Here is a 25,488-nt window from a genome sequence, read left to right as displayed (position 1 = left end):
ATTAGTACTAGTCTTAGGAGAGATATTGACTTCATGCTCCCCGTTTTCTGCTCTCTCTTGTCCGCTTTTTTATTTTCCGCATATTCAGCCGGTAATATTTGTACCAAATTTACAGTCTGCTGCATCGTCGAGCTGCGCTTTGTCGGCAGTATATTAACGATATCTAAAGACGCCAGCTTTTTAAGCCACACAGCAATCGTACGTTGCTTACGGAACGACAAGCCGGGATATTTACAGAAAATGTCGCGCAGGTAGTGTAGTAAACGGATGAGCTTACGCTTCCAAGAGGCAGACAGCTCTCTTGCTCCTATCGTACAAACATGGCAATTAACTGCAGATCTAAAGTTCGTTTATGTTTTTGAATTTTGCGCAATTTGATTTTTGTATTTTATCGAATATAATATCGATCATTTTAAACTGCTCCTTTAATTGGACACCCCAACCAAATAAGTACATACGTTCTGACAGATAGACAGACGGACAGAATTTGCTTAAAGCCGAAATTTTTGATAGACTGCCCTTACCACGAGTGTCACCGTTGTTTCGGCAACAGTGGCCTTTTTTGTTTTCTTTAAAATTTCCAGTTGTTGAACGGTGAGTGTCGCTGATACTTCTTGGCTATCTCGTTATGTATAAAGTCTAAATACGCCTTCATCGTCACATCCGCGCTACTATGCCCGAGGATCCGGCTTAGTGTCACAAAACTCCCGCCGTTCAAAAGGTAATACTTAGCGAAGTTATTCCGTAACTGATGCGACTGTATATCCGGAACTCCAGCTTTCCGCCCCAACCTTTTTTAACGATTTCTCAAATACGTTGGCGTCGATCATATTACCGCGAGTTGTCGGGAACAGATACGCACTGTCGCTAAAGCGATCATGATCATGAAGCCGCCGCCTAAGATCCGTTGAAAGCCTACCCGAAAAGAAAACGTAACGGTCACGATGATTCTTCGGATTAATAATAAGAATAGAACGATTATGGAAATCGATGTTTTCCGGCTTGAGCTGCGTGCATTCGCCTACTCTGATGCCTGTATCGAGCATTAGACGGGTCATTAGCCAATTCCGATACCCGTTGATACCCGTTGGAACGTCGTTAGATCAAACGTCTGCAGCAGCCTTTTATTTCGTTTGAGCCATTAGTCGCTTCTGCTTGCGTTGAGGCTTTATATTCGGCATCTTGTTGGCCGGGTTTTCCTTTAATTCGCGTTCTTCAACGAGGAAATTAAGAAATACCTTGATATTGCGTAAATAGTTCGCGATCGTCGTATCGCTTATCGGCTTGGCTCAGTCTGTGCGGCCGTCCGGGTCGTTTTTATTCTTGGAATATTCGTCTGCAACAACGGTATACTTTCCCCTGTCCGCGCAAATATTGAATGTAGGAACGGATATGAGCCGCCTTAATAACGGCCTGGCTTTGTTATATTATGGTGATTGCGCAGGTAAGCGGAAAACAGCCTTAGCGACTGCTCCTAGCTTGCCTTCGTTTTGTGCGTGAGATTTTTTGAATCGCAGTATAGCATGTAGTTATCGATTTGAAATTCGATTTCGTTAAACACAAAAAAGCGCCTCTCCTTTGATAAAGAGAAACGCAAAAATTAACGGTAAACCCGCCGGTTATTTATCGGGTTGTTCCGTTAGTTTATCGGTCTTGAGTGTACGTTGTCTTAACGTCTAAACCCGCGCCACTCCTACTTTCAAGAAGCCATGTATTCGATACGAAGTTTATCTGCCACCATGGCGATGAATTCCGAATTTGTCGGTTTGGCCTTGGATACAGATACTGTATACCCGAACAAAGCCGCAATGGATTCCATATTGCCGCGGCTCCAAGCTACTTCGATTGCATGCCGGATCGCCCGTTCCACCCGGCTTGGTGTTGTGTTGTACTTCCGGGCAATTTCTGGATAAAGTACTTTTGTGATTGAGCCAAGCAGTTCAATGTCATTAAATACCATTGTAATTGCTTCGCGCAAATACAAATAGCCTTTTATATGTGCCGGTACACCGATTTCGTGAATCACTGCCGTAATGCTGGCGTCAATATTTTTCTTTTGCTTTTTCGGCTCTTCTTTTCGTTCTACATGACGCATCGGCTGTTCTGCACCGGCCACCTGGCGGATTTGACTAATTAAACTTTCCATGTCAAATGGCTTCAGCATAAAATAGGAAGCCCCCAGATCAACCGCTTTTTTCGTTACATCTTCCTGGCCGAATGCGGTTAGCATAATCACATGAGGCTGTTTCTGGCCGCTTGCCCGGAGACGCTCAAGTACAGCGAGCCCGTCCATATGCGGCATAATAATATCTAAAATTAACACATCTGCTTCTATTTCCGGCAGCATGCCGAGACACTCCTGCCCATTAAATGCCGTTCCTGCAACTGTCATATCTTCCTGGCTTATTATCACTTCTTCAAGCAGCTGTACAAGCTGCCGGTTATCGTCCGCAATTGCTACCTTTATTTTACTCAAATCATTTCCTCCTCACTTCTATCCTTAAGGCGATGCTCCATCCATAAGGTTATTCTAAAGGTTTTTTCGACAAAGCGAAATGGATTCCTTTAAAAAATTCAAAATATTTATTTTACACCGTTTTCTGTCATTTTTCGACTTTCTTTCCAGAAAAAATTCGCTAAAAAAAGAGCGCAGCTGCGCTCTACAACACTCCGGCATCTTTAAGCATCCAGTCAATGTGGACACCGTATCCGGAAAGTGGATCGTTCACAAAAACGTGCGTAACAGCTCCAACCACCCGGCCATTTTGTAAGATAGGGCTGCCGCTCATTCCTTGAACGATACCGCCTGTTTTTTCAATTAAACGGGGATCGGTCATTTTAATAATCATGCCTTTAATGGCTGGCTTTGACTGCTCAACCGTACGAACAATGGAAATATCGAATGTTTCGATTTTATTTTCCTTTGTCACCGTCCAAATTTGCGCTGGTCCTTCTTTTACTTCATCCGGATGCGCCGCCGGATACAACTTTGTTCTGTTCAATTCGCGATCCAGCCGTCCAAACAAGCCGAATGGCGTATTAGATGTGACCGTTCCCCATCTCTCTTCTGTAGGAATCTCAGCCGCTTTCTCTCCCGGAATCCCTTCTGTTGCACGCTTGATTCCAGTTACGCGGGCAGGGTAAAGCGTACCTTTAACAGGTGCAAACGGCTTTCCTGACTGCACGTCGCTGATGACGTGGCCAAGCGCGCCAAATTTTTTCGATTTTGGTTCATAAAACGTCAATGTCCCAATTCCTGCGGTTTTATTTTTAATGTATAAGCCCAGCTTTGAACTTTTTGTTTCTGCATCCTTGATCGGTTTTACTGAAAGACTCAGCGTTTTCTTGCCGCGTAACACTGTGAGCTTTACGGAGGTTTTTCCATCAGCCGCTTTTTGCACATACGGCCGAATGGCTTGAGGTTCTGTTACTTTGTGGCCATTTATACGTGTAATGACATCACCTGGCAGGAGACCTGCTTCTTCACCTGGAGAAATACGATTTGTATCTGTTTGGATAAAATGAAAGCCGACTACATAAAGTCCTTTTGTTTCAAGCTGTACACCAACCGACTGTCCGCCGGGTACAACAAAAACACGTTCACGCTTTTCCTCTGCTTTTAAAAAGCCAGCCGATTGCAGCAGCTCTGTCTCTGTCTGCTCTGCTTTCGTGACGGCTCCATCTGCCGTCCAAAACGTAAACAGTAGTAAAAATGAAAAAAGACCCCGACTTACTACCGCCATCCCACTCCCTCCTTTTCATCCTGCGTTGTTACTTTGTCCGGAGGTGCGTGTTCTTATAACGGTAATTAGGGGGCTAGATGGATGGCTTTTCAAACAGCCGATTGCTTTAATTTTGCAGATAGAGCCAGCAGCTCTTTCGCATGTTTTTTCGTTAAGTCGGTCATTTCAACACCGGAAATCATACGGCCGATTTCTGCCGCTTTTTCTTCTTCATCCAGAGGTGTTACAGACGTGCTTGTCCGTTCCCCTTCCAGATTCTTTTGAATGTATAAATGTGTATCAGCCATCGCTGCTACTTGCGGTAAATGCGAAATACACATCACCTGCGAATGAATGGCAATTTTATAAATTTTTTCGCCAATGGCCTGGGCAACCCGCCCGCTTACACCTGTATCGACCTCATCAAAAATGATGGAGGTAATGCCCTGGTGTCTTGAAAAAATCGTTTTCATTGCCAGCATCACCCGGGACATTTCCCCGCCGGAAGCAATTTTCACAAGCGGCTTTAACGGTTCTCCCGGATTGGTGGTCATGTAAAATTCAACCTGATCCATTCCATCTCTTTTAAATTGCCCGGATTCATTCAGTACATGTACCTTAAAAACGGTTTTTTCCATATAAAGTTCTTTTAGTTCTCTGTGAATCGCTTCTTCAAGCTTCACGGCTGCTTCGCGGCGAAGAGAGGAGAGCTTTTCCCCTTCCTTTTGTACAAGAATTTCCACTTCGGCCAATTCTTTTTGAAGACGGTTTACATGCGTATCACGGTGAGTCAGCTGATCAATTTCTTTGGCAGTGGATTCTCCGTATTGTAAAATTTCATCAATAGTGGATCCGTATTTACGCTTGAGCTGGCTGATTTCATTTAAGCGGCTTTGAATTTCATTTAGCCGCTCTGGATTAAACTCAAGTGTATCAAGCAGTGAACTCACATCCCGCACGGTATCTTCAAGTACATAAAAGCTGTTTGCCGCAGATTCGTGAAGAGTTTTGTATTCTTCATGAATGTCGGCAGCGGATTCGAGCCCATTCACTCCCACTCCGAGCCAATCCAATGCTCTGCCTTCACCGGACAAGGCGTTGTATGCTTCAGACAGCGCTCCGTATAATTTTTCAAAGTTCGCCAGCTGCTGGCGTTCCGCTTCCAGTTTTTCTTCTTCACCAGGTACCAGCGCCGATTTTTCAATTTCATTCAGCTGAAACTGAATCAAATCGAGCCGGTGTGCCAGATGCTGGTCGTTTTCACTTAAACGGCGAATCTCAGCTTGTAAATGCGCATAGCGCTCATATACTTCTCCGTACTGTGCGCGCGCGCCTAAAACAGCTGAACCGCCAAAATCGTCCAGCAGCCGAATGTGGCTTCCCGCATTCATTAATTCCTGATGCTCGTGTTGTCCATGAATATCCATCAGACGGGCGCCTATTTCCCGGAGAATAGACAGCGTCACCATTTTTCCATTGACCCGGCAGACGCTTTTACCCGCCGCGGAAATTTCCCGCCGTAAAATGATGGTCTCTTCATCCACATCGATGCCGAACTCCCGGCAGACGTGGGCACATGGATGCTCACTATGAATCGTGAACATCCCTTCGATTTCCGCCTTTTTTTCTCCATGACGAACAAATTCGCCTGAACCTCTTCCGCCTGTTAAAAGCTGAAGGGCATCAATTATAATCGATTTCCCTGCTCCTGTTTCACCAGTTAATACTGTGAGTCCCCTTTCAAATGAGAGCGCCAGGGAATCAATGATGGCGAAATGGCGAATGGATAATTCCTGAAGCACAATCGGTCACATCCTTATTAAAGCATTTCTAAAAAGCGAGCCGAGACAACCTCTGTATGCTCTGGCGCACGGCAAATAAGCAGGCATGTATCATCGCCGCATATCGTTCCCATAATTTCTTCCCAGTCCAGGTTATCAATAAGCGCTCCGACAGCCTGCGCATTACCTGGCAGGGTTTTCATAACGACAAAATGACCGGCTGAGTCAATGCTGACAAAGCTGTCTACAAGCGTTCGCTTTAGTTTTTGCAGTGGATTAAAGCGCTGGTCCGCAGGCAGGCTGTACTTATAACGTCCATCCATTAAAGGCACCTTGACAAGGTGCAACTCTTTAATATCACGCGATACCGTTGCCTGTGTTACATTATATCCTGATTCACGCAGCAAATCGACAAGCTCGTCCTGCGTTTCGATTTCATTATTGGCAATCATTTCTCTAATTTTTATATGTCGTTGTCCCTTATTCATATCGTTCACCTCATAATGTATAATTATACTTCTTTATACATTATCATACTGTATCTAATTTAAAAAGTATAGAAAAAGCGGCACGTTTCCATTTACACTTACGGAATCGGCCGCTTTTTTGGAGCTGAATCTGTTAGCTTTTTTGGTTAAATTCCTCATGTGCAGCTTTAACGGCTTGTTCAGGTGTAATAGGCAGCTTGATATTTCCGCTTTTTTCTTCACCTGTCCAGCGTATATGCAGCAGAAATTCGATATTTCCGTCGCCGCCTGTAATCGGTGAATGGGATAGATTGATGATATCGTACCCCAATGAGGAAGCCAGCTGCACGATTTTTTCAATAACCGCCTGGTGCACTTTCTGATCACGCACAATCCCTTTTTTGCCTACTTCTTCACGCCCTGCTTCAAACTGGGGCTTTACAAGGGCCATCACATCAGCACCCGGCACAAGCAATGTTTTTAAAACAGGTAAAATGAGGGACAGCGAGATGAATGATACATCAATAACGGCAAAATCCGGCATGCCCCTCTCCAAATCCGCCGGTGTTACATAGCGGAAATTTGTTCGTTCCATGACGACTACACGCTCATCCTGCCGAAGCTTCCACGCTAATTGATTGTACCCTACATCGAGTGCATAAGACATTTTTGCGCCGTTTTGAAGCGCGCAGTCGGTAAAGCCGCCCGTTGAAGCACCAATATCAATTAACGTTTTGTCTTGAACGGTCAAATCAAACACCTGCAGTGCTTTTTCAAGTTTTAAGCCGCCCCGGCTTACATAAGGCATTGTTTTTCCTTTTATTTCAAGCGGAGCATCGACAGGAATTTTTTCACCAGGTTTATCGATCCGCTCCTCGTTAGAATAAACAATCCCCGCCATAACAGCGCGTTTTGCTTTTTCTCGTGTTTCAATTAATCCTTTTTCTACAAGCAATACATCAATACGTTCTTTTTTTGCCATGTTTATGCACGTTCCTCTTGCTTTTCCCGAACAAAAGCAGCTACCCGGCGAACCGCTTCTTCTTTCGTTAAATCGATTTCTTCAAGCAGTTTACCCACACTGCCGTGTTCTATAAATTGATCCGGGATTCCCATTCGGTCAATGACCGCACCGTGATGGCCTGCCTCGTGTGCATACTCAAGCACAGCACTCCCAAATCCGCCTTCAAGCACTGCTTCTTCAATTGTTAAAACCGGCATCTTTTGCGCGAAAAGAACATTCAGCATGTTATGATCAAGGGGCTTAATAAAGCGTGCATTCACTACTTTTACGCTGATTCCGCGGGCTTGAAGCTCCTCTGCCGCTTCAAGCGCCATCGGAATGGTTGTCCCAAACGTTAAAATAGCTGCATCGCTGCCTTCCCTGATCACTTCCCACGATCCGATTGGAATAACCCCAAGCTCTGGATCGATTTCCACGCCAAGCCCGTTGCCGCGCGGGAAGCGCATCGCAATAGGCCCACCGTCGTACTGAATGGCCGTATTTACCATATGGCGTCCTTCATTTTCATCTTTTGGCATCATCAGCACCATGTTCGGCACATGACGGAGGAATGCAATATCAAACACTCCCTGATGCGTTTCTCCATCCGCTCCAACGAGACCGGCGCGGTCAATGCCAATAAATACATTTAAATTTGCCCGGCATATATCATGAACGACCTGATCATAGGCGCGCTGCAAAAATGTTGAGTAAATGGCGAGAAACGGCTTCATGCCCTGTGTGGCAAGGCCGGCTGCTACGGTTGCCGCATGCTGTTCGGCAATCCCAACATCAAACATCCGATCCGGAAATTCGCCTGCGAAACCAAGCAGTTTTGACCCGACCGGCATAGCTGGTGTAATCGCCACAATACGCTCGTCTGTACGAGCAAGCTCCCGGACTGTCTCGCTGACAACCGCGCTCCAGGCAGGCGGTTCACCGCTTGCTTTAATCATATCGCCGGTGTCCATCTTATAAGGGCCGGTGCCATGCCAGGAACCAACCGTATCCGTTTCGGCCGGCTTGTATCCCTTTCCTTTTTTCGTGATCACATGCACAAGGACTGGCCCTTCTGTCCGCTTCGCCTGCTCCAGGCTTTTAATCAAATCATCAAAATTGTGGCCGTCAATGGGGCCGAGATAAGTAAATCCAAATTCTTCAAAAAACATGCCAGGAACAAACATATATTTCAAGCTGTCTTTCATGCGCTCCGCTGTTGAGGCTACTTTCCCGCCTACAGCTGGAATTCGCTTGAGCAGCACTTCCAATTCATCTTTAAGCTTATTGTATTTGCCGCCAGTTCTCATTCGGCCAAGCATGTTGTGCATCGCACCAACATTCGGCGCAATGGACATTTCGTTATCATTCAAAATAACAATCATATTAGTTTTTTCATGGCCAATATGGTTCAGCGCTTCGAGTGCCATCCCGCCTGTTAGAGCGCCGTCTCCAATAATAGGTACGATATGATCGCCTGACTTTTTTAAATCACGAGCAATTGCCATACCCATTGCCGCAGACAGCGATGTTGAACTGTGGCCGGTTTCCCATACGTCATGCTCGCTTTCAATCGTTTTCGGGAATCCGCATAGACCCTTATATTGCCGCAGCGTATCAAATTTGTCGGCACGGCCGGTTAAGATTTTATGAACATAGGACTGATGTCCAACATCAAATAAAAATTTGTCTTTCGGGCTTGTAAAACAGTGATGAAGGGCAATCGTTAGTTCAACAACTCCAAGGTTCGGGCCGATGTGTCCGCCTGTAACCGACAATTTTTCAATAAGAAATTTACGGATTTCTGAACTCAGCTGCTCCATTTCATGCACATTCATTTTTTTCACAAAAGATGGGTCTTTAATGGATAATAGATCCAAGTGGATCAGCTCACTTTCCTGACTGTTTCAGTTTTGGTTAAAATGTACCGCTATTATAGCACACGCTCAGAGTGCTAACAATTTTCGGCATTTTACGACGTGCGTTTGGCAATCAAATCCGCAAAGGCTTCGAGAAGAGGTGCTGGTCTTTTTAATGAGGCAAGGGCAGATTGCGCTCCCTGCAGCTCTTCCTCTAATTTCTTTTTGGCTCCTGCCATTGTGAGCAGGGACGGATACGTACTTTTATCATTCGACTCGTCGCTGCCGACGGGCTTGCCAATCTCTTCTTCAGTGCCTTCAATATCCAAAATATCGTCCCGGATTTGAAAAGCAAGGCCGATATGGCAGGCATAGGTCTCCAGCAGCGCTTTTTCCATTTCGTCCGCCCCGCCGATCAAGGCGCCGGCCATTACACTAAAAGCAAGCAGACGGCCCGTTTTATGATGGTGAATATATTCAAGCTCTCCGAGAGACAGCTTTTTTTGTTCCCCTTCCATGTCCGCCACTTGCCCGCCGACCATTCCGGCCGGTCCTGCTGCAAATGACAGCATTCGAATCAGCTCAACCGCCTGCTCTGGCGAATACGCCTCGGAACGCGCAATCACTTCAAATGCGTACGTTAGGAGGGCATCTCCCGCTAAAATAGCGGTTGCTTCGCCAAATACTTTATGATTGGTCGGCTTTCCACGCCGCAGATCATCATCATCCATTGCCGGCAGATCATCATGAATCAGCGAATACGTGTGAATCATCTCTAGCGCACAGGCTGCATCAAGACCGGCATCCGCTTTTTTACCGTACGTTTCAAGCGCCGCAAACAGAAGCATAGGACGGATTCGTTTGCCTCCTGCTTTGAGTGAATAGATCATTGCTTCTTTAAGCGAACCCGGTGCCTGCAGCGCGTCTATCCGTTCCATCATATGCGCTTCAAATAACGGCAGCTTTTCTTCGATGTATGTTTTAATATTCGTCATGCGTCTTCACCATCCAGCAAAAATGGCTGGTCGCCGTCATTGGTTACAAGCTTAGCCAGTTCTGTTTCCGCTTTTTTCAGCTTGCTGTGGCATAAAGCAGACAGTTCCATTCCGCGTTTATACTCTTCGAGCGCTTCTTCAAGCGGCACATCCCCTTCTTCAAGGCGGGCTGTTATTTTTTCTAGTTGTTCCATTGCTTCTTCAAAACTGATGTCTTCACGTTTCATCTTTGTTCCTCCCAATTGAATCAACCTGTGCGTAAATGGTGCCATCTGCCATCTGCACATGGATGCGGTCTCCTTGTTGTACGTCTTGAACCGTTTTGATTAATTCTTTCTCTTCACTGTATACGAGGCTGTACCCTCTTTCCATCACTTTTAGCGGGCTAAGCGCTTCTAGCATGGCAATATGACGCCCAAATGTCGATTTTTTTTCGTTTACAACCGACTGAGTCAGCCGGTATAAGCTTTTTTTCAATTTCTCAAGCTGCTCTGTCTCATATGCAATGCGCGGGCCGGGTCCTGTTCTCGACAGGCGGAACGACGCATGCTGCACTGTTGTTTTCTTGCGGTCAATTAAGGCATTGGTGCTGCGGATAAGCTGCTCATGCAGCCGGTCTGCCCGCTCAAACTGCTGCCTGTAAAGCGCTTCTGGATTGCGCATCACGTATGAGTTCATTACGGCTTGATGACGATTCCGTGAAGAGCGGACCATTTCTGAAGCTGCCCGCATCAGACGGCTTTCTTTTGCTTTGATCCGTTCCGATACTTCCTCCACATGGGGAACCGCCATTTCCGCAGCGGCTGTCGGTGTTGGTGCGCGCAGATCTGCTGCAAAATCGGCAATAGTAAAGTCGGTTTCATGGCCAACAGCAGAAATAACCGGAACCTTTGAGGAACGAATCGCCCGCGCAACGGCTTCTTCATTAAATGCCCAAAGCTCTTCAATAGAGCCGCCGCCGCGCCCGGCAATCACCACGTCCGCCCGGCCATCCTGGTTCACTTTCTGAAGCTGCCTGACGATCGACTCAGGTGCACGCTCTCCTTGAACAAGCGCAGGATAAATCAGCACTTCCGCTGATGGATAGCGCCGGTTAATGGTCGTTAAAATATCCCGAATCGCTGCGCCGGTTGGGGACGTCACAACGGCGATAACAGATGGGTACGCCGGAACCCGGCGCTTTGCCTCCGGACGAAAAAGCCCTTCCTGCTCAAGCTTTTTTTTCAACTGCTCAAAAGCCGCAAACAAATTCCCAGCGCCTTCCTGCTGCATCGTTTTTACATACAGCTGGTACTGCCCGCTTGATTCATAAACGGTGGCATCCCCTGTTAAAATTACTTCCATCCCGTTTTCCGGCCGGAACGCCAAATGTCGGGCAGATGCGGCAAACATAACCGCCATGATACGTGCACTGTCGTCCTTTAATGTAAAGTATAAATGCCCGCTGGAGTGGTGCTTTACGTTTGAAAGCTCGCCTTTTACAGACACATTTTTCAAATGCGGATCCGCATCAAATTTTCGCTTTATGTATTTGGTTAATGCTTTAACAGTTAAATGCCGTCCTGGTTCCATTTCCGATCACCTTTTTCTGTCCATTAAAAAACTGTCTTTCCGATTATAACATGATCGAAAAGACAGTTTCATTCATCTGCTATGAATTTATTTCGCTGCAAATGCTTTCGCTGATTTGACTGTATTGTAGAGAAGCATTGTAATTGTCATCGGGCCTACGCCGCCTGGCACTGGAGTAATCGCACCCGCTACCTCTTTCGCGCTGTTAAAATCTACATCACCGCACAGCTTGCCTTCTTCATTGCGGTTAATGCCGACATCAATCACAACAGCGCCTGGTTTTAAGTGGTCTGCTTTCACATAATTCGGAATGCCGACAGCCGCGATTACAACGTCAGCCTGACGGGTGATTGCCGCTAAATCTTTCGTGCGGGAATGGCAGATTGTGACGGTTGCGTTGTTCATTAAGGAAAGAAGAGCGGCTGGTTTGCCGACAATGTTGCTGCGTCCAATGACCACTACATGCTTGCCTTCAAGCGAAATATGTTCTTTCTCGAGCATCTTCATAATTCCGTATGGTGTACATGAATAAAATGAGTCTTTACCGATGACCATTTTACCAACGTTTACAGGATGAAAGCCGTCCACGTCTTTTTCAGGTGAAATGGCGTCAATGACCTTGTCCTCAGAAATATGTTTAGGAAGCGGCAGCTGCACAAGAATTCCATGGATATTTTTGTCACGGTTTAATTCATCTACTTTTTCTAAAAGTGCTTCTTCCGTGAAATCCGCTGGAAAACGGTGTACTTCCGAGTAAATGCCAATTTCTTTGCTGCTTTTTTCCTTGCTGTTTACATACGTATGAGATGCCGGATCATCTCCGACGATCACAACAGCGAGTCCTGGTGTTGTACCTGTTGCTTTCATTGCATCGATTTCTTCTTTTAACTCTGCACGAATGTCTTTTGCAATTGCTTTTCCGTCAATAATAGCTGCCATTGAAAATCCCTCACTTAGTCCATTGATTGATTAATTTTTGATAAAACGCCATTAATAAATTTACCGGCTCGTTCATCACTAAAATATTTCGCCAACTCAATTGCCTCGTTCACGGCTACTTTTGCTGGAACATCGTCTGAATATTGCATTTCATATACAGCGAGACGTAAAATATTCCGGTCCACTTTTGCCAAGCGCTCAAACGACCACTTTTCCAGATTATTTTTAATAATTGTATCGATTTCCTCGCGGTGCTGTTCCACTCCCGTGACGATTTCACGCAAGTAACTGCTGTCGCTGTCGCTGTCCTCTAATACGTTTGCAACTGCTTCTGCTGACTCCGCTCCACTTAAATCCATTTGATAAAGAGCCTGGATGCCCTTTTCCCGTGCTGTACGTCTGTTCATTCGATTGCTCCTTTTTGTTTAATGCCTTCTTGATCATAGCATAAAAAAGCGCCGCGGAAAACATACGAAAAACGCTCCGGCAATGCCAGAGCGCTTTTTCACTTATACTTCATCCTGATATTCAGGTTCCGGCTGTTTCGTTTCAAATTGTATCCCAACAATATGAATGTTAATCTCGTCAGCTTCGAGTGCCGTCATGTTTAGAAGTGTCTGGCGGATTCCTTCCTGCATCAATTTGGCAACACGCGGAATCGATACACCAAATTTCACAACACAATAAACATCTACTTTAATGCCGTCTTCCGTTAAATCAACCCGGACACCTTTGCCGTGGTTTTTCTTTCCAAGCCGTTCCACTACACCCGATGCAAAGCTTCCGCGCATTTTTTCAACGCCATCCACTTCTGATGCAGCGATACCGGCAATCACTTCTATCACTTCAGGAGCAATTTCAATACGGCCATGGCCGCCCTCTCCATTGCTCATTTCAAGTACTTGATTTACAGATTGCTGTTCCGACATTTTAAGCACCTCCGGATTAGGATTGAGTTTGCATTACATCATGGATTTCAAGAAATTTCGTATTGAAATCTCCGCTTACAAACACTTCATGCTCAAGCAGCTTTTGATGAAACGGAATGGTTGTATGAACACCTTCAATCACAAATTCTGAAAGCGCCCGCTTCATCCGTGCAATCGCTTCTTCTCGGGTTTTCCCATGAACAATTAATTTCGCAACCATTGAATCATAATAAGGCGGAATCATATAGCCTGGATACACTGCAGAATCGATTCGTACCCCGAATCCGCCTGGCGGAAGGTATCCTTCTACTCTTCCTGCAGACGGCATAAAATTCTTTTCCGGGTTTTCTGCATTGATCCGGCATTCAATCGCCCAGCCGTCAAATGTGACAGCTTCTTGTGTCAGTGATAATGTTTCACCGGAAGCGACCCGGATTTGCTCCTTGATCAAATCAACGCCGGTGACCATTTCTGTGACAGGATGCTCTACTTGAATACGGGTATTCATTTCCATGAAATAAAATGTGCCCGCATGCGCATCATAAATAAATTCTACCGTGCCTGCCCCTGTATAATCAACTGCTTTGGCTGCTTTAACGGCTGCTTCACCCATTTGGGCTCTTGTTTCTTCGTTCAAAGCCGGAGACGGCGTTTCTTCAAGCAGCTTTTGCATACGGCGCTGAATCGTACAGTCACGCTCACCCAAATGAATGACGTTTCCATGCGTATCAGCCAGCACCTGAATTTCAACATGACGGAAATCCTCAATGAATTTCTCTAAATACACACCTGGATTGCCGAAAGCAGTGGCTGCTTCCTGCTGCGTCATACTAATGCCTTTTTCCAGTTCCGCTTCATCACGGGCTACGCGGATCCCTTTTCCGCCTCCGCCGGCTGTCGCCTTGATAATCACCGGATATCCGATTTTGGCAGCAACCGTCAGTCCTTCCTCAATATCTTTAATGATCCCATCTGAACCAGGAACAATCGGCACTCCTGCTTCTTCCATTGTATCGCGCGCTACGTCTTTTGTTCCCATTTGCGTAATCGCTTCTGGCGACGGACCGATAAAGGTAATATTGCACTCACGGCATAATTCCGCAAAGCTCGCGTTTTCCGCTAAAAAGCCGTAACCAGGATGGATGGCATCTGACTCTGTTAACTTCGCTACGCTGACAATATTGGTAAAGTTCAAGTAGCTGTCTTTTGAAGCAGTTGGGCCGATGCAGTACGCTTCATCAGCCAGTTGTACATGCAGCGCTTCGCGGTCTGCTTCTGAATAAACCGCCACTGTGTCGATCCCAAGCTCCTTGCAGGCGCGGATAATTCGAACCGCGATTTCTCCACGATTGGCAATCAATACTTTTTTAATCATCGCAAATGCTCCTTTATTCCGGTTTCACCAAGAAAAGCGGCTGGCCATATTCAACAAGCTGGCCATCTTTTACTAGGATTTCGACAATTTCTCCGCTCACTTCTGCTTCGATTTCATTAAACAGCTTCATAGCTTCCACAATGCAGACAACGGAGTCCGGCTGAACCTTTGACCCTGCTTTTACATATGCTTCTTTATCCGGCGATGGCGATTGATAAAACGTTCCGACCATTGGTGAAGTAATTTTATGTAGGCTGGAATCATCCGCTGCTGATTTTGGCGCTTCTGGTGCCGGTGTTTCCTGCATAACAGGCGCGGCTGGCGCTTCCGGTGTAACAGATACCTGCTGAACGTGTGATACCGGTGCTGCAGCATATGTAGTCGTTCCTGTTGATTTTTTCATTTTCAGCTTACTTCCTGCTGATTCAAATACAAATTCATCAATTCCTGATTGATCAACCAGTTTGATTAATTCTCTAATTTCTTGTACTTTCATGTACAGAGCACCCCTTTTAGGAAAAAAATAAACGAGCCGTTTTCACATAACAAAAAAGCTCCTTTTCTCATTTTATCTTTTTTTCGTCAATTAGCAAATATAGAATCCAAATGAAAGGAACCCGCTTTACGAAAAGCGGGAAGCTTTTTTTATTTTAAGGGTTCAAATTCTACCGAAACAGGCATTTTTTCGCCCATTTCCTCTTTGGCAAGCCGAATCAGCTCATTGGCGGCTTCAGTGGAATGGCTGTCCGCTTTGACGGTAATCCGAACTTCTCCATCCATTGTCCGTACGAGTGCGTCTTCATACCCTTTTGATTTGATCACCGTTTCAAGCATCCGCTCGCTTGCAGCCTGTTCATCGAGCTCCTGCATCGTTGTATAAGCTTCATCCTTCGCTTCCGCTGACAGGTCCGCAGAAGCTACTTTAGCGGTTAATTCTTCTTTTAAGCGGCTGCGCTCTTCTTCTGCTTCAAGCCGGATCATTTCAAATACTTCATCCGTTGGCGTTTCTTCGACGGCTACATCTACTTCTTTTTCCGGTTCTGACACTTTTTCCTCAAGGGTAGAGGCTGGCAGCAGCTTCTCCGGACCGGTCATATAATACACACCAAGCACAGCCGTTAAACTAACCATTGTAAACAGCCAAACCGTTTGTTTTTTCGGCATTAGTTTTTCCCTCCTGATTTTCCGGGCATGACGGCTACGCGGTGCACCGGAACACCAAGCACCCGTGTGACCGCCTCTACCACCCTTTTTTTCACTTGAGCCCGTTCTGTCCCTCCGGCAACAATGAGTACTCCTTGAATATCCGGCCTGCGCGTTTCAATCATGACGGGACTTTCTACATCGCCATCCCGCACAAGAGCGATTTGTTCATCCCTCGTGCTTTCACTTTCTCCATCGGAAGAAACAATGTTTTTTTCGTATACCTTTCGTTCAGAAGAAGCCAGGTTCACGACTACTGAAACATCCGATACACCTTCAATTTTATTTAATACGTCTGTTAATTCTGTTTCGTAGCTTTTTTTCCAATCCGCTTCTGTATTCGCAGCAGCAGGCTTGCTTTCTTCTTTCTCAGGCGGTTGTTCCGGTCCGGTTAAATCACTAAGAGCCATTAGTGCGATGCCGGCGCCCAGCATGATTGCTGCCCACTTCAGCGGCTTGTCCGCTTTTCCATTTTTCCACCATGTTAAAAGCGATTGCCGGTCAGCCACCTCCTGTTTCCTCCTTTTCCATCACCATATTCAGCTGATGAGCCCCAATATTCCATTTTTCCGTTAAACGGCGCTCAATTTCTTGTTCCGGGCACTGCCCTTTCATCTCTATGTCCACCTGTTTTACTTGCTCTTCTGCCACTTCTGCTTCAACAGCGGTTACTTCACAGGAAGAAAAAGCAGAAACAGTCGCCTGTGCCTCCTGCTGCAGCGCTTGGTTGACATAGGTATCAGAAGCCAGTTCAGAAACACCGGACAACTGCTCGACCTGCTGTTTCGTTTCCTGCTCAAACGAAGAAACGGTTCGCTCATTCGAAAAAGAAAAGGACCAATCAGCAGAAAAGAGCGGCTTGACCAGGGCGGCCATGATCACAAGTCCTGCCGCCAGCCTGACATATTTTTTCATCGGTGATTCGGACAAAAACATGTCTACGATAGAAGCGCATAAAAGAAGTGCCAGCACTGATGCAAGCCAGTCAAAAAGCCCCTGCATTTCCTCACCTCATCATGTAAGCGGCATTTCCAGCCGCTACAACAGCGGCCATGAATAGAAAATACATAAAAGACACGAGTGCCAGCGCAGCCAGCATAAATGACATCGTTTTGCCGATAATATCCAGAAGTGACGCAGCCGCTGAGTCACCAAGCGGCTGCAGCACGGCGGCAGATGCCTTATACAGGATGACGAGCACCATTAGTTTTACGACGGGAAAAAGGGCCGTCAGCGCCAAAAGCCCAATGCCAGCCACACCGGCTGTATTATGAATCATTAAAGCGGCACCGGAAGCTGTGTCCGCGGCATCTGCCATCATGCGCCCTACAACCGGCACAAACGTACCGCTTATAAATTTTGCTGTTTTGACGGTTAAACCGTCCGCCGCCGCCGCAGTCACGCCCCTTAAAGTCAAAATGGTCAGAAACACCGTCATAAACGCACTGAGAAGCCAGATACTGACCGTTCTAAGGAGTGCAGCAATCCGATCGGCATTGTAGTGGTCGGAAAGCAAACTGACCAGGCTGAAAACAACCGAGAAGATCAAGCACGGCAAAATAATCTGGTCAATTAAAATGCCGGACGCGTTCATCATAAAAAGAAGCAGCGGTGGGAATAAAGCAGCAGAGGCTACAGCGCCGCTTATCGTCAATAAAGCGATCAAGACCGGCATAAAGGCCATCATGAAAACGGTCATTTGCTCTACCGCACCCGAAATAGACTCGACAGCGAGCCGGAATGTGCCCATCGCCAGTATAAAAATCGGAATCAATACGGCGGCTTCTGCTGTCTTCGTTACCGTCTGCGTTTCCAATGCTTGTCCTACTGTTTTAAGCACAGCTGCCAAAATGGACAGCAAAAAAATAATGGCTAAGCTTTGCGCGTGTGTGGTAACTTCGAAAAGCACGTAAGACTTCAATGCCGACATCCAGCTTTCGGGAGAAAACAAAGCAGCTAAATCAATATTTCCGGAATCAAACTCCATTTTTCTTGGCAAAAAAGGGCCGTACAGCTGCTTTAATTCACTCCACCTTTTTTCAAGCGCCGATAAATCCGCTTGCTCCATTATCGGCTGCCATATAGATCCCATGGATCACCGCCCTGGAAGCATGTTTAACACTGTTTCAATCAAAATGGTCAAAATCGGCAGGATAAGCGCCATAATAATAATTTTCCCGGCTATCTCCATTTTTGCTGCAAGAGCCTGCTGACCAGCATCTTTCGCAATATTGGCGATAAATTCCGATATAAAGGCTACGCCGACCGCTTTTAAGACGGTCTCAATATAAAGGGCTTCCACTCCTGCATAGGCAGCCATTTTCCGGACGGCCGCGATCAATTTGGCCATTTCGTCTGCAAATTGAAATAAAAGAATGCTGCACGTAAACAGGACAAACAGCAATGAAAAACCCGGATTATATTCATGAAGCAGAATGGCTAAAAAAACAGCGACGAGTATAATAGCGGCAATATGAGTAATGGCAATGATTCACCGCTCCTGTCATTGAAATAAAAATACGGATTTGATTTTTTCAAACAGCTGGCCAACAATAGTAGCCGCCATAAATAAAATGTAAACAAATCCAAACAACGTGACCCACTGGGCATATTCTTTTTTTCCAAGCTGGTCTAAAATGGTGTGCAGAAAAGCAGCGACAATGCCAATGCCTGCAATTTTAAACAGTAAATCCACGTCCATATCCATCTATCGACCCACCCTATAGGAGCAAAATGGCTGTCATAAGTCCACACAGCAGGCTGACGGACCGTGTCATGCCGGAAAGCCTTTTTTCTTCGATCGCTGCTTCCTCCCGCTGCTTTTCAAGCTGCTTTAAAACAAGCTGGAGCTTTCTCGCTTCTGCCGTCTGGTTTACAGTCCCCAGCATACAGCCTGCCTGTTCTACAACCTGTAAGTCCCTTTTTTTCAATGCCAGCCCGGTTCCCTGCTTTTTTAAAACAGCGGACCAAAGATCACCGGCACTTTTTTCTGAGACGGCCAGCGCTTCAGCAAATTCTGCAAAAGCCAGATTGGCAGGCTTTTCAATCGTTTGGGAAATAGAGCGCGCAGCCGTTTCCATCGATTCAGCACCATAAGCAATAGAAGACTCAAGCATCATTAGGGCTGTTTCAAACTGGCGAATTTGACGAACACGCTCCCCGTATGACCTGGACTTGTGCCAGCCGATAAACAAGCTCGCTGCGATAATAAAAAGAGCCCCTGCCCACTTCATCCGGCCGCTTGCCTTTCCTTTTTTAAAATCGTAAAGCCATGCTCCCGGTTTACCTCAATATACGTATCAAACAAACCGCTTTCTTTAATATGGCGAATAACGGGACGACGAAGCGCTTCTTCTAGGGAACGTGCATGAACAGTGGCAATTACCGCAATGCCTGCATGCAGGGCTTCAGAAAGCGCCTGTGCATCCTCTGGCCGTCCAATCTCATCCACAATCAAAACTTCCGGGCTCATCGAACGGATCATCATCATCATGCCTTCCGATTTAGGACATGCATCGAGTACATCTGTTTTCATGCCAACGTCGAGCTGGGGAACCCCATAGAGACATCCGGCAATTTCAGATCTTTCATCGACGATGCATGTTTTCACCGGCTTTATATTCCGCTTGTCCTCCCCCGTACCCGCAATGCGGGCAATATCCCGCAGCAGCGTTGTTTTGCCAGACCTTGGGGGACCAATCAGCAGCGCACTTTTCCATCCGTCTTCACATAAAGATGCCAGCAACGGAAGAGCTGCTCCTTTTTTTTGCTTGGCGATCCTAATATTGAAGAATGATAAGTTTGTCATCGAAGACACCGTTCCGTCTTTTAAAACAGCTTGTCCCGCCAGACCGATTCGATGTCCTCCTTCGATTGTTAAATAACCGCGCTTTAATTGCTCCTCAAGCCGGTATACAGAATGTTTGGTGATTTTATGAACAAACGCGGCACGGTCCTGCTCAGAAAAACAAGTAGACAGCACGTACGGCTTTGGTCCTGACAGCTCTATACGCTGCCCGGTTCGAAGCCGGATTTCTTCAATCGCCGGATCGCTTCTCAAAAGAGGACTGACAGCTTGTAGCGTCGATTCGGGTAAATAAGGGATAATGGTTTTATAGGGCAATCCGCCGCCTCCTTCCGCTCTTTCCACATTGTATGACTGAAGCAGGGATATTATCCATGAAAAAAACCGCCAAGAGATTGGCGGTTTAATATTTATGAGCGAAATTGCGACAGCGCACTTTGGGCAAGCATCCGGTATGCAATATCGTCCATTGGCGGATTATGAAGGCCTGCACGAACGTTTTGCCAGTACCGGTGAAGCGGGTTTTTCGCAGACAAGCTTCTGGCCCCGACAATCCGCATGGCTATATCGGTTACTTCAATAGCCGTGTTGGTTACAAACGCTTTTGCGGCGGCCATTTGCGGACTGATCGGATTCTCTGGTTCCCGGTCATACAGCTCTGCCGTTCGGTACAAAAATTGACGGGCAGCCATCAGCTTGGTTTCCATTTCACCAATAGATTGCTCCATAACCAGCAATTCGCCGATCGGGTGATCGAGTGCAGCCGGCGTATAAGAGGCCGCAAACTTAAGCGCATAATCACGGGCGGCACCGGCAATGCCAATGTAACAAGCCGGAATGTGAAGAAGAGACCCTTTTCGGCGAAGCCGCTGGGACTGATCAAGCTTCTCCACAATATAATCAGCCGGAATTCTCACATTCTCGAGAATTAAATCATGGCTCGCTGTTCCACGCATGGCTACACTGTCCCACGTTTCCCCTATGGAAACTCCTTCGGCAGACATCGGTACAAGAAACACAGCTGCCTCTTTTGTCTCACCAATGGATGCAGAGACAAATACGTAATCCAAGACGGGCGCTGCAGAGGTAAATGTTTTTTCCCCGTTGATTACATATCCCTGGCCGTCACGAACGGCATTTGTTTTAAATCGTGCCCCTCGAAGCGGGCTTCCTGCATTGCGTTCACTTGCTGCCGCATTGACCAGTTTGCCGTTTTGGATTTCTTCTGCAAGAAAGTCAGCAATCGACGGGTTCCAGTGCCGGTACTCTGCATATTCCATCAGGATGCCGGTGTGCCACCCAATCGAAAGGCCCGTTGCCCCGCATCCTTTTGCGATTAACTCCTGATGCTGGATAAAATCAACGAGTGACATTCCTCCGTTTTGCGGAAGCATTGCTTTTGTATAGCCGATCTTCTTTAAATCTTTTATATTTTCAAATGGAAAAGAATTCAGCTCGTCTAATGCCGGTTCCCTAGATTGAAAGGCCGGAATCAGCGGCTCGATTTTTTCTTTCATATTCAATACGATCGACCTTCTTTCTCTTTATCTTCTTTCATCGTACGAATAAGCAGGACAGAACGCAAATAAAAAGGGCATACCTGTCAGGTACGCCCTAAAAAATCATTATGCACGCGATACGTATGATCCGTCCGTTGTATTTACGATCAGTACGTCACCTTCGTTTACGAAGAACGGCACGTTTACAGTAAGTCCTGTTTCTACAGTTGCCGGCTTTGTACCGCCTGATGCTGTATCGCCTTTGATGCCCGGTTCTGTTTCTGTTACTTTTAATTCTACTGTGTTCGGAAGCTCTACACCAAGTGTTTCTGTTCCAAACATCATAATGGATACTTCCATGTTCTCTTTCAAGAATTTTAACTCATAGTCGATTTGAGATGCTGGAATTTCGATTTGTTCATATGATTCGTTATCCATGAACACGTGCTGGTCGCCGTTTGCATACAAGTATTGCATACGACGGTTGTCGATTTGTGCTTTTCCTACTTTTTCACCGGCACGGAATGTTTTTTCCTGAATGGCACCCGTACGAAGGTTGCGCAGCTTCGAACGAACAAATGCTGCTCCTTTTCCTGGTTTTACGTGCTGGAAATCTACAACGCGCCAAATGCCGTTGTCTACTTCAATCGTTAAGCCTGTACGAAAATCGTTTACTGAAATCATGTGTGTTCCTCCTGAGGTTTTTACAAAATAATAAGTTCTTTAGCAGAATGTGTGAGCCGTTCATTTCCGCTGTCTGTAAGCAGGATATCGTCTTCGATCCGGACGCCGCCGATACCCGGCAAATAAATGCCCGGTTCCACTGTTACAACCATACCGGATTCGAGCGGTTTATCACTTTTTACCGAGAGTCTCGGACTTTCATGCACTTCAAGACCAAGGCCGTGTCCAGTGGAGTGGCCAAATGCATTTCCATATCCTTTTGATGAAATAATATCGCGTGCTACAGCGTCTGCCTCGGCACCTGTCATTCCAGGCTTGATTTGATCTACCGCAGCCATTTGCGCTTCCAATACAATCGCATAGATTTCCTTTAGCTGCTCGGATGGTTCTCCAACCGCTACTGTACGGGTGATGTCCGATGCGTATCCTTTATAGTATGCGCCAAAATCAAGCGTAACAAAGTCGCCTGACTGGATTTCCTTTTCACTCGCTACACCGTGCGGCAAAGCTGAGCGGACACCTGAGGCAACAATAATATCAAAAGAGGAAGAATCTGCACCGCATTTTCTCATGAAAAATTCAAGTTCATTCGATACATCAATTTCTCTTACTCCCGGCTTTAGAAAATCCAAAATATGCTTGAACGCTGCATCTGCGATGTCACACGCTTCCTTTAATATCTTAATCTCTGGTTCGGTCTTAATCAAGCGCAAGTTTTCCACGATTCCTGCCACCGGCTTGAGTGTCCCGTTGAAATACTTATGAAGCAATTCAAACTCCTGGTAAGAAACGTATTCTTTTTCAAAACCAAGCGTCTGTACACCAAGTGCTTCTGCTTTCTGCATAGCTTCTTCGAAAATCGATTTTGTATGCTGGACGATCGTAAATCCAGCTGCCTGCTTTGCTGCCTGCTCTGTATAACGAAAATCGGTCATAAAAACGGCTTCTTCGCTTGTAACGAGTACAGCGCCTGATGTACCGGTAAACCCGCTTACATAGCGGCGATTATAAGGGCTCATAATAAACAAGCCATCCAGCCCCTGCTCAGCTATTTTTGAGCGCAGCTTTTCAATCTGTCCCATTTTCTCAGCCCTCCCTGTTTACCAAAAAGTCGAGTGCCATTTCGTAGCCATACAACCCGAAGCCGCACAGCTGTCCTACCGCGTGAGGTGCTGTAACTGAATGATGCCGGAAAGCTTCTCTCTTATGAATATTCGAAATATGTACTTCCACAATCGGTACGTTAATCCCTGCTGCTGCATCAGCAATAGCATAGCTGTAGTGGGTGAATGCGCCGGGATTGAAAATAATCCCATCCATTCCTTCATCCTCTGCTAGATGAAGCCGTTCCACAATTTCTCCTTCAAAATTGGAGTGAAAGGTTACCACTTCCACGCCTGCCTGCTCCCCGCGTTTGATCAGCCGTTCCTCAAGCTCGGCAAGCGTCGTCGTTCCGTAAATATGCGGTTCACGCTTTCCAAGCCGGTTCAGGTTTACCCCATTAATAAGCAAAATTTTCTTCATTTCTTATCCCCCGGCTATTCATTTTCCCGACTAGTTTACCATATTTGTCCGGCTTCTGACTACTTGGCTCTTTCGTAATGCCAGGAAATTGTGAGGCTGATAAACAAGAAATAACCGAGCAAAAGAGAAAAAATGGTGGCCAGGTGCAGGAGCGACCGGTCAGCACCGAAAAAAACAAACAAAAAAAAGAAAACAGTTATGGAAATTCCAACGGGGAAGGGCTTTCTTTTACGGAACAGCGCATAGTATAATAAAGAGAGTACAATAGAAATAAGCACACTTATCACTAAGGCAATTCCGTATTTTACAAGCAGCGGCAGCGGGAAAGCAGCAAGCATAAAGACAGGGTTCCAGTTCATAAAATGAAAGGTATAAGAAAGCCAGCTGAATAGCAGCAGCAGCAGGCCTGCCATCACGCCGGTCTCACTTATCATACGCCTTAAATAATCAGAATGTTTAGAATTGTTGGTTTGAATCATTTCTTTCCTCCTTCAAGCAGGTCCCGCTTTTATTTTAGCCGGATTATCGCTAAAATATGATTACTATACGTCCTTGCTAAAGGATGAACGAAAGAAGGAACGAACACATGAGTAATGAGAAGCCGGTGTATGGCGGGCAGGCCGTTGTTGAAGGTGTTATGTTCGGCGGAAAAAATCATACGGTTACCGCCGTACGGCGCAACGATGGGTCGATTGAATATTTCCATCTGCCCCGCACGATTCGCCCCGCCCTCCAGACAATGAAAAAAATTCCTCTTCTTCGCGGTATCGTTGCCATTTTAGAAGCTGCTGCCACAGGGTCTAAACATTTAAACTTTGCCAATGACCGGTATGATGTCCCGCCGGGTGAAGAAGAAGCAAAAGCAGAAGAGCCGTCGAAGTTTACCCTTATGTTTGGGGTAGCGCTCGTTGGGATTTTATCGTTCCTGTTTGGAAAATTTATTTTTACTCTTGTACCGGTTGGACTGGCTGAACTGACAAGGCCTATTTTTCAAAGTGATATGGCCCAGATCTTGGTAGAAGGGCTGTTTAAATTACTCTTGCTGCTTGTTTACATTTGGGCCATTTCGATGACGCCGCTTATTAAACGTGTATTCCAATATCACGGAGCGGAGCATAAAGTAATAAATGCTTATGAAAATGGGCTTTCGCTGACTGTGCAGAATGTGCAGGCCTCTTCCCGGCTTCATTACCGCTGCGGATCCAGCTTTATTTTATTTACGGTTATTGTTGGTGTTTTTGTGTATATGCTTGTACCGACTGAGCCATTTTATGTACGAGTGCTTAACCGGCTTGCTCTTATTCCTGTTGTGCTTGGCCTTTCTTTTGAGGTTCTGCAGCTCACAAACAAAGTTCGTGATGTTCCCGGCTTAAAGTGGCTTGGGTATCCTGGACTTTGGCTTCAACTTTTAACCACAAAGGACCCATCAGATGATCAAGTGGAAGTGGCGATCGCCTCTTTCAAGAAATTAATTTCCATTGAAGAAAGTACTGCAAAAGGATTAAAAGCAGACGAAATTGTCTAATATGTAAGTAACACTATTTTTCCGGGAGGTGGCTTTAATGAATGTTCGCACTGTTGTCGTTTCCGTCATTACTGCACTCGCTGCCATTGGTCTTGTGTCAATGATGATCACCTCTCCCGGGCAGCTCGTGCAGCAAATTGCTTTTGCTGTAATCACTGTTGCGATTGTGATGTTCTTGCTCCGGCTGTTTATGCGTAACCGGACTGGAGGAAACCGCAGCGAAAACCGCGCTTACTCTAAAGCTGTGAAACAATCCAAAAAACGCTACGCCACAAAAACAGGTTTTAAACCGAAATCATCCGTTGCTTTCACGACAGGAAAACCGAAAAAGAAAGCAGCCCGCCGCAAGAAAGCCTCACATTTAACTCTTATTCAAGGAAATAAAGGAAAGCGAAGCTCCCGAGCTTCTTCTGAATGACTCTGCCGGATATCCGCGCAGGGTTTTTTTATTGCCGGCAATATATAAAAAGCCGCCCTTTTTATGGGACTGACCCCCATTTTTGAGACAGGGATCAAAACACCTTTAAGCAGCCAGCTGCCGGTACTTGACCGGCGGCTGGTTGTTTAGTTTCGCTTGAATACGGATATGGTTATAATAGTGAATATAGT

30 protein-coding genes are annotated in these 25,488 nt (G+C 46.1%); 2 read left to right on the top strand and 28 right to left on the bottom strand.

The window, feature by feature from the left end:
* Positions 1-737: 737 nt before the first annotated feature.
* From RIN81_RS03810 to RIN81_RS03675, 28 genes are all read right to left on the bottom strand, one after another.
* Positions 738-1,058, bottom strand: coding sequence for a tyrosine-type recombinase/integrase (locus tag RIN81_RS03810; RefSeq protein ID WP_309087571.1), 321 nt, complete (start codon positions 1,056-1,058; stop codon positions 738-740).
* Between the two features lie 641 nt (positions 1,059-1,699).
* Positions 1,700-2,476 (bottom strand): sporulation transcription factor Spo0A, encoded by a 777-nt coding sequence (gene spo0A, locus RIN81_RS03805; RefSeq protein ID WP_309087569.1) that lies wholly within the window; start codon positions 2,474-2,476, stop codon positions 1,700-1,702.
* 184 nt (positions 2,477-2,660) lie between these two features.
* On the bottom strand, positions 2,661-3,743 hold the full coding sequence (gene spoIVB, locus RIN81_RS03800; RefSeq protein WP_309087567.1) for a SpoIVB peptidase: 1,083 nt from the start codon (positions 3,741-3,743) through the stop codon (positions 2,661-2,663).
* An 89-nt stretch (positions 3,744-3,832) separates the two neighbouring features.
* Positions 3,833-5,524 (bottom strand): DNA repair protein RecN, encoded by a 1,692-nt coding sequence (recN, locus tag RIN81_RS03795; RefSeq protein ID WP_309087565.1) that lies wholly within the window; start codon positions 5,522-5,524, stop codon positions 3,833-3,835.
* Positions 5,525-5,541: 17 nt separating this feature from the next.
* A complete protein-coding gene (gene ahrC / locus RIN81_RS03790) occupies positions 5,542-5,991 on the bottom strand; it encodes a transcriptional regulator AhrC/ArgR (protein ID WP_251270998.1) in 450 nt (149 codons plus the stop codon).
* A gap of 133 nt (positions 5,992-6,124) precedes the next feature.
* Positions 6,125-6,952 carry a TlyA family RNA methyltransferase gene (locus RIN81_RS03785; RefSeq protein ID WP_309087562.1) on the bottom strand — a complete coding sequence of 276 codons (828 nt, stop codon included), beginning with the start codon at positions 6,950-6,952 and terminating at the stop codon, positions 6,125-6,127.
* A 2-nt stretch (positions 6,953-6,954) separates the two neighbouring features.
* The gene (dxs, locus tag RIN81_RS03780; RefSeq protein WP_309087560.1) at positions 6,955-8,850 is read right to left on the bottom strand and encodes a 1-deoxy-D-xylulose-5-phosphate synthase; all 1,896 of its coding nucleotides are present in this window, start codon (positions 8,848-8,850) and stop codon (positions 6,955-6,957) included.
* Between the two features lie 92 nt (positions 8,851-8,942).
* Positions 8,943-9,824, bottom strand: a complete 882-nt coding sequence (locus RIN81_RS03775) for a polyprenyl synthetase family protein (protein ID WP_309087558.1) — start codon at positions 9,822-9,824, stop codon at positions 8,943-8,945.
* Complete coding sequence (gene xseB / locus RIN81_RS03770; protein WP_242233525.1) at positions 9,821-10,051, bottom strand: exodeoxyribonuclease VII small subunit; 231 nt, start codon at positions 10,049-10,051, stop codon at positions 9,821-9,823. Before xseB ends, RIN81_RS03775 begins: the two co-directional genes overlap by 4 nt.
* Positions 10,041-11,396 (bottom strand): exodeoxyribonuclease VII large subunit, encoded by a 1,356-nt coding sequence (gene xseA / locus RIN81_RS03765; protein ID WP_309087556.1) that lies wholly within the window; start codon positions 11,394-11,396, stop codon positions 10,041-10,043. Before xseA ends, xseB begins: the two co-directional genes overlap by 11 nt.
* Positions 11,397-11,483: 87 nt before the next feature.
* Positions 11,484-12,335 (bottom strand): bifunctional methylenetetrahydrofolate dehydrogenase/methenyltetrahydrofolate cyclohydrolase FolD, encoded by an 852-nt coding sequence (gene folD / locus RIN81_RS03760; RefSeq protein ID WP_309087554.1) that lies wholly within the window; start codon positions 12,333-12,335, stop codon positions 11,484-11,486.
* Between the two features lie 14 nt (positions 12,336-12,349).
* Positions 12,350-12,742 (bottom strand): transcription antitermination factor NusB, encoded by a 393-nt coding sequence (gene nusB, locus RIN81_RS03755; protein ID WP_309087552.1) that lies wholly within the window; start codon positions 12,740-12,742, stop codon positions 12,350-12,352.
* 102 nt (positions 12,743-12,844) lie between these two features.
* Positions 12,845-13,264, bottom strand: coding sequence for an Asp23/Gls24 family envelope stress response protein (locus tag RIN81_RS03750; RefSeq protein ID WP_242233521.1), 420 nt, complete (start codon positions 13,262-13,264; stop codon positions 12,845-12,847).
* Positions 13,265-13,280: 16 nt separating this feature from the next.
* Positions 13,281-14,639: an acetyl-CoA carboxylase biotin carboxylase subunit gene (gene accC, locus RIN81_RS03745; protein ID WP_309087550.1), complete on the bottom strand. Its 1,359-nt coding sequence runs from the start codon at positions 14,637-14,639 to the stop codon at positions 13,281-13,283.
* A gap of 13 nt (positions 14,640-14,652) precedes the next feature.
* On the bottom strand, positions 14,653-15,135 hold the full coding sequence (accB, locus tag RIN81_RS03740; protein ID WP_309087548.1) for an acetyl-CoA carboxylase biotin carboxyl carrier protein: 483 nt from the start codon (positions 15,133-15,135) through the stop codon (positions 14,653-14,655).
* 149 nt (positions 15,136-15,284) lie between these two features.
* Entirely contained in the window at positions 15,285-15,803 is a 519-nt protein-coding gene (locus tag RIN81_RS03735; protein ID WP_309087546.1) for a SpoIIIAH-like family protein, read from the bottom strand.
* Complete coding sequence (locus RIN81_RS03730) at positions 15,803-16,351, bottom strand: stage III sporulation protein AG (protein ID WP_251271007.1); 549 nt, start codon at positions 16,349-16,351, stop codon at positions 15,803-15,805. The genes RIN81_RS03735 and RIN81_RS03730 overlap by 1 nt, the downstream gene beginning before the upstream one ends.
* The gene (locus RIN81_RS03725; protein ID WP_309087544.1) at positions 16,344-16,844 is read right to left on the bottom strand and encodes a stage III sporulation protein AF; all 501 of its coding nucleotides are present in this window, start codon (positions 16,842-16,844) and stop codon (positions 16,344-16,346) included. The genes RIN81_RS03730 and RIN81_RS03725 overlap by 8 nt, the downstream gene beginning before the upstream one ends.
* A 4-nt stretch (positions 16,845-16,848) precedes the next feature.
* Positions 16,849-17,934, bottom strand: coding sequence for a stage III sporulation protein AE (spoIIIAE, locus tag RIN81_RS03720; protein ID WP_251271009.1), 1,086 nt, complete (start codon positions 17,932-17,934; stop codon positions 16,849-16,851).
* Between the two features lie 3 nt (positions 17,935-17,937).
* Complete coding sequence (locus RIN81_RS03715) at positions 17,938-18,192, bottom strand: SpoIIIAC/SpoIIIAD family protein (protein WP_309087541.1); 255 nt, start codon at positions 18,190-18,192, stop codon at positions 17,938-17,940.
* A gap of 153 nt (positions 18,193-18,345) precedes the next feature.
* Entirely contained in the window at positions 18,346-18,549 is a 204-nt protein-coding gene (gene spoIIIAC, locus RIN81_RS03710; RefSeq protein WP_242233513.1) for a stage III sporulation protein AC, read from the bottom strand.
* A 13-nt stretch (positions 18,550-18,562) separates the two neighbouring features.
* Complete coding sequence (locus tag RIN81_RS03705) at positions 18,563-19,075, bottom strand: hypothetical protein (protein WP_309087539.1); 513 nt, start codon at positions 19,073-19,075, stop codon at positions 18,563-18,565.
* A complete protein-coding gene (gene spoIIIAA / locus RIN81_RS03700; protein WP_309087537.1) occupies positions 19,072-19,965 on the bottom strand; it encodes a stage III sporulation protein AA in 894 nt (297 codons plus the stop codon). The genes RIN81_RS03705 and spoIIIAA overlap by 4 nt, the downstream gene beginning before the upstream one ends.
* A 92-nt stretch (positions 19,966-20,057) precedes the next feature.
* The gene (locus tag RIN81_RS03695; RefSeq protein WP_309088269.1) at positions 20,058-21,164 is read right to left on the bottom strand and encodes an acyl-CoA dehydrogenase family protein; all 1,107 of its coding nucleotides are present in this window, start codon (positions 21,162-21,164) and stop codon (positions 20,058-20,060) included.
* A gap of 108 nt (positions 21,165-21,272) precedes the next feature.
* A complete protein-coding gene (gene efp / locus RIN81_RS03690; protein ID WP_242233510.1) occupies positions 21,273-21,830 on the bottom strand; it encodes an elongation factor P in 558 nt (185 codons plus the stop codon).
* A gap of 20 nt (positions 21,831-21,850) precedes the next feature.
* The gene (locus RIN81_RS03685; protein WP_309087534.1) at positions 21,851-22,912 is read right to left on the bottom strand and encodes a M24 family metallopeptidase; all 1,062 of its coding nucleotides are present in this window, start codon (positions 22,910-22,912) and stop codon (positions 21,851-21,853) included.
* A 4-nt stretch (positions 22,913-22,916) separates the two neighbouring features.
* The gene (gene aroQ / locus RIN81_RS03680; protein WP_309087532.1) at positions 22,917-23,354 is read right to left on the bottom strand and encodes a type II 3-dehydroquinate dehydratase; all 438 of its coding nucleotides are present in this window, start codon (positions 23,352-23,354) and stop codon (positions 22,917-22,919) included.
* 59 nt (positions 23,355-23,413) lie between these two features.
* On the bottom strand, positions 23,414-23,833 hold the full coding sequence (locus RIN81_RS03675; RefSeq protein WP_309087530.1) for a YqhR family membrane protein: 420 nt from the start codon (positions 23,831-23,833) through the stop codon (positions 23,414-23,416).
* 107 nt (positions 23,834-23,940) lie between these two features.
* On the opposite strand from RIN81_RS03675, the gene RIN81_RS03670 reads away from it, so the two are divergent.
* Both RIN81_RS03670 and RIN81_RS03665 read left to right on the top strand, forming a co-directional pair.
* A complete protein-coding gene (locus RIN81_RS03670; protein ID WP_309087528.1) occupies positions 23,941-24,879 on the top strand; it encodes a DUF1385 domain-containing protein in 939 nt (312 codons plus the stop codon).
* 37 nt (positions 24,880-24,916) lie between these two features.
* Positions 24,917-25,297 (top strand): SA1362 family protein, encoded by a 381-nt coding sequence (locus tag RIN81_RS03665; RefSeq protein ID WP_309087526.1) that lies wholly within the window; start codon positions 24,917-24,919, stop codon positions 25,295-25,297.
* Positions 25,298-25,488 lie beyond the last annotated feature (191 nt).

The sequence above is a fragment of the Domibacillus sp. genome (assembly GCF_031181085.1).
GTDB lineage: Bacteria > Bacillota > Bacilli > Bacillales > Domibacillaceae > Domibacillus.
This window is presented reverse-complemented; position numbering and strand designations above follow the sequence as displayed.

Coding starts and splice junctions, on each gene's coding strand:
- xseA (WP_309087556.1), bottom strand. CDS start 11,396: ATGGAACCAGGACGGCATTTAACTGTTAAAGCATTAACCAAATACATA.
- ahrC (WP_251270998.1), bottom strand. CDS start 5,991: ATGAATAAGGGACAACGACATATAAAAATTAGAGAAATGATTGCCAAT.
- RIN81_RS03775 (WP_309087558.1), bottom strand. CDS start 9,824: ATGACGAATATTAAAACATACATCGAAGAAAAGCTGCCGTTATTTGAA.
- xseB (WP_242233525.1), bottom strand. CDS start 10,051: ATGAAACGTGAAGACATCAGTTTTGAAGAAGCAATGGAACAACTAGAA.
- RIN81_RS03675 (WP_309087530.1), bottom strand. CDS start 23,833: ATGATTCAAACCAACAATTCTAAACATTCTGATTATTTAAGGCGTATG.
- aroQ (WP_309087532.1), bottom strand. CDS start 23,354: ATGAAGAAAATTTTGCTTATTAATGGGGTAAACCTGAACCGGCTTGGA.
- spoIIIAC (WP_242233513.1), bottom strand. CDS start 18,549: ATGGATATGGACGTGGATTTACTGTTTAAAATTGCAGGCATTGGCATT.
- RIN81_RS03750 (WP_242233521.1), bottom strand. CDS start 13,264: ATGTCGGAACAGCAATCTGTAAATCAAGTACTTGAAATGAGCAATGGA.
- RIN81_RS03785 (WP_309087562.1), bottom strand. CDS start 6,952: ATGGCAAAAAAAGAACGTATTGATGTATTGCTTGTAGAAAAAGGATTA.
- RIN81_RS03810 (WP_309087571.1), bottom strand. CDS start 1,058: ATGACCCGTCTAATGCTCGATACAGGCATCAGAGTAGGCGAATGCACG.
- RIN81_RS03735 (WP_309087546.1), bottom strand. CDS start 15,803: ATGCCGAAAAAACAAACGGTTTGGCTGTTTACAATGGTTAGTTTAACG.
- efp (WP_242233510.1), bottom strand. CDS start 21,830: ATGATTTCAGTAAACGATTTTCGTACAGGCTTAACGATTGAAGTAGAC.
- RIN81_RS03725 (WP_309087544.1), bottom strand. CDS start 16,844: ATGCAGGGGCTTTTTGACTGGCTTGCATCAGTGCTGGCACTTCTTTTA.
- spoIIIAE (WP_251271009.1), bottom strand. CDS start 17,934: ATGGGATCTATATGGCAGCCGATAATGGAGCAAGCGGATTTATCGGCG.
- accC (WP_309087550.1), bottom strand. CDS start 14,639: ATGATTAAAAAAGTATTGATTGCCAATCGTGGAGAAATCGCGGTTCGA.
- accB (WP_309087548.1), bottom strand. CDS start 15,135: ATGAAAGTACAAGAAATTAGAGAATTAATCAAACTGGTTGATCAATCA.
- RIN81_RS03670 (WP_309087528.1), top strand. CDS start 23,941: ATGAGTAATGAGAAGCCGGTGTATGGCGGGCAGGCCGTTGTTGAAGGT.
- RIN81_RS03665 (WP_309087526.1), top strand. CDS start 24,917: ATGAATGTTCGCACTGTTGTCGTTTCCGTCATTACTGCACTCGCTGCC.
- folD (WP_309087554.1), bottom strand. CDS start 12,335: ATGGCAGCTATTATTGACGGAAAAGCAATTGCAAAAGACATTCGTGCA.
- RIN81_RS03695 (WP_309088269.1), bottom strand. CDS start 21,164: ATGAAAGAAAAAATCGAGCCGCTGATTCCGGCCTTTCAATCTAGGGAA.
- nusB (WP_309087552.1), bottom strand. CDS start 12,742: ATGAACAGACGTACAGCACGGGAAAAGGGCATCCAGGCTCTTTATCAA.
- spoIVB (WP_309087567.1), bottom strand. CDS start 3,743: ATGGCGGTAGTAAGTCGGGGTCTTTTTTCATTTTTACTACTGTTTACG.
- RIN81_RS03685 (WP_309087534.1), bottom strand. CDS start 22,912: ATGGGACAGATTGAAAAGCTGCGCTCAAAAATAGCTGAGCAGGGGCTG.
- RIN81_RS03705 (WP_309087539.1), bottom strand. CDS start 19,075: ATGAAGTGGGCAGGGGCTCTTTTTATTATCGCAGCGAGCTTGTTTATC.
- RIN81_RS03715 (WP_309087541.1), bottom strand. CDS start 18,192: ATGGCCAAATTGATCGCGGCCGTCCGGAAAATGGCTGCCTATGCAGGA.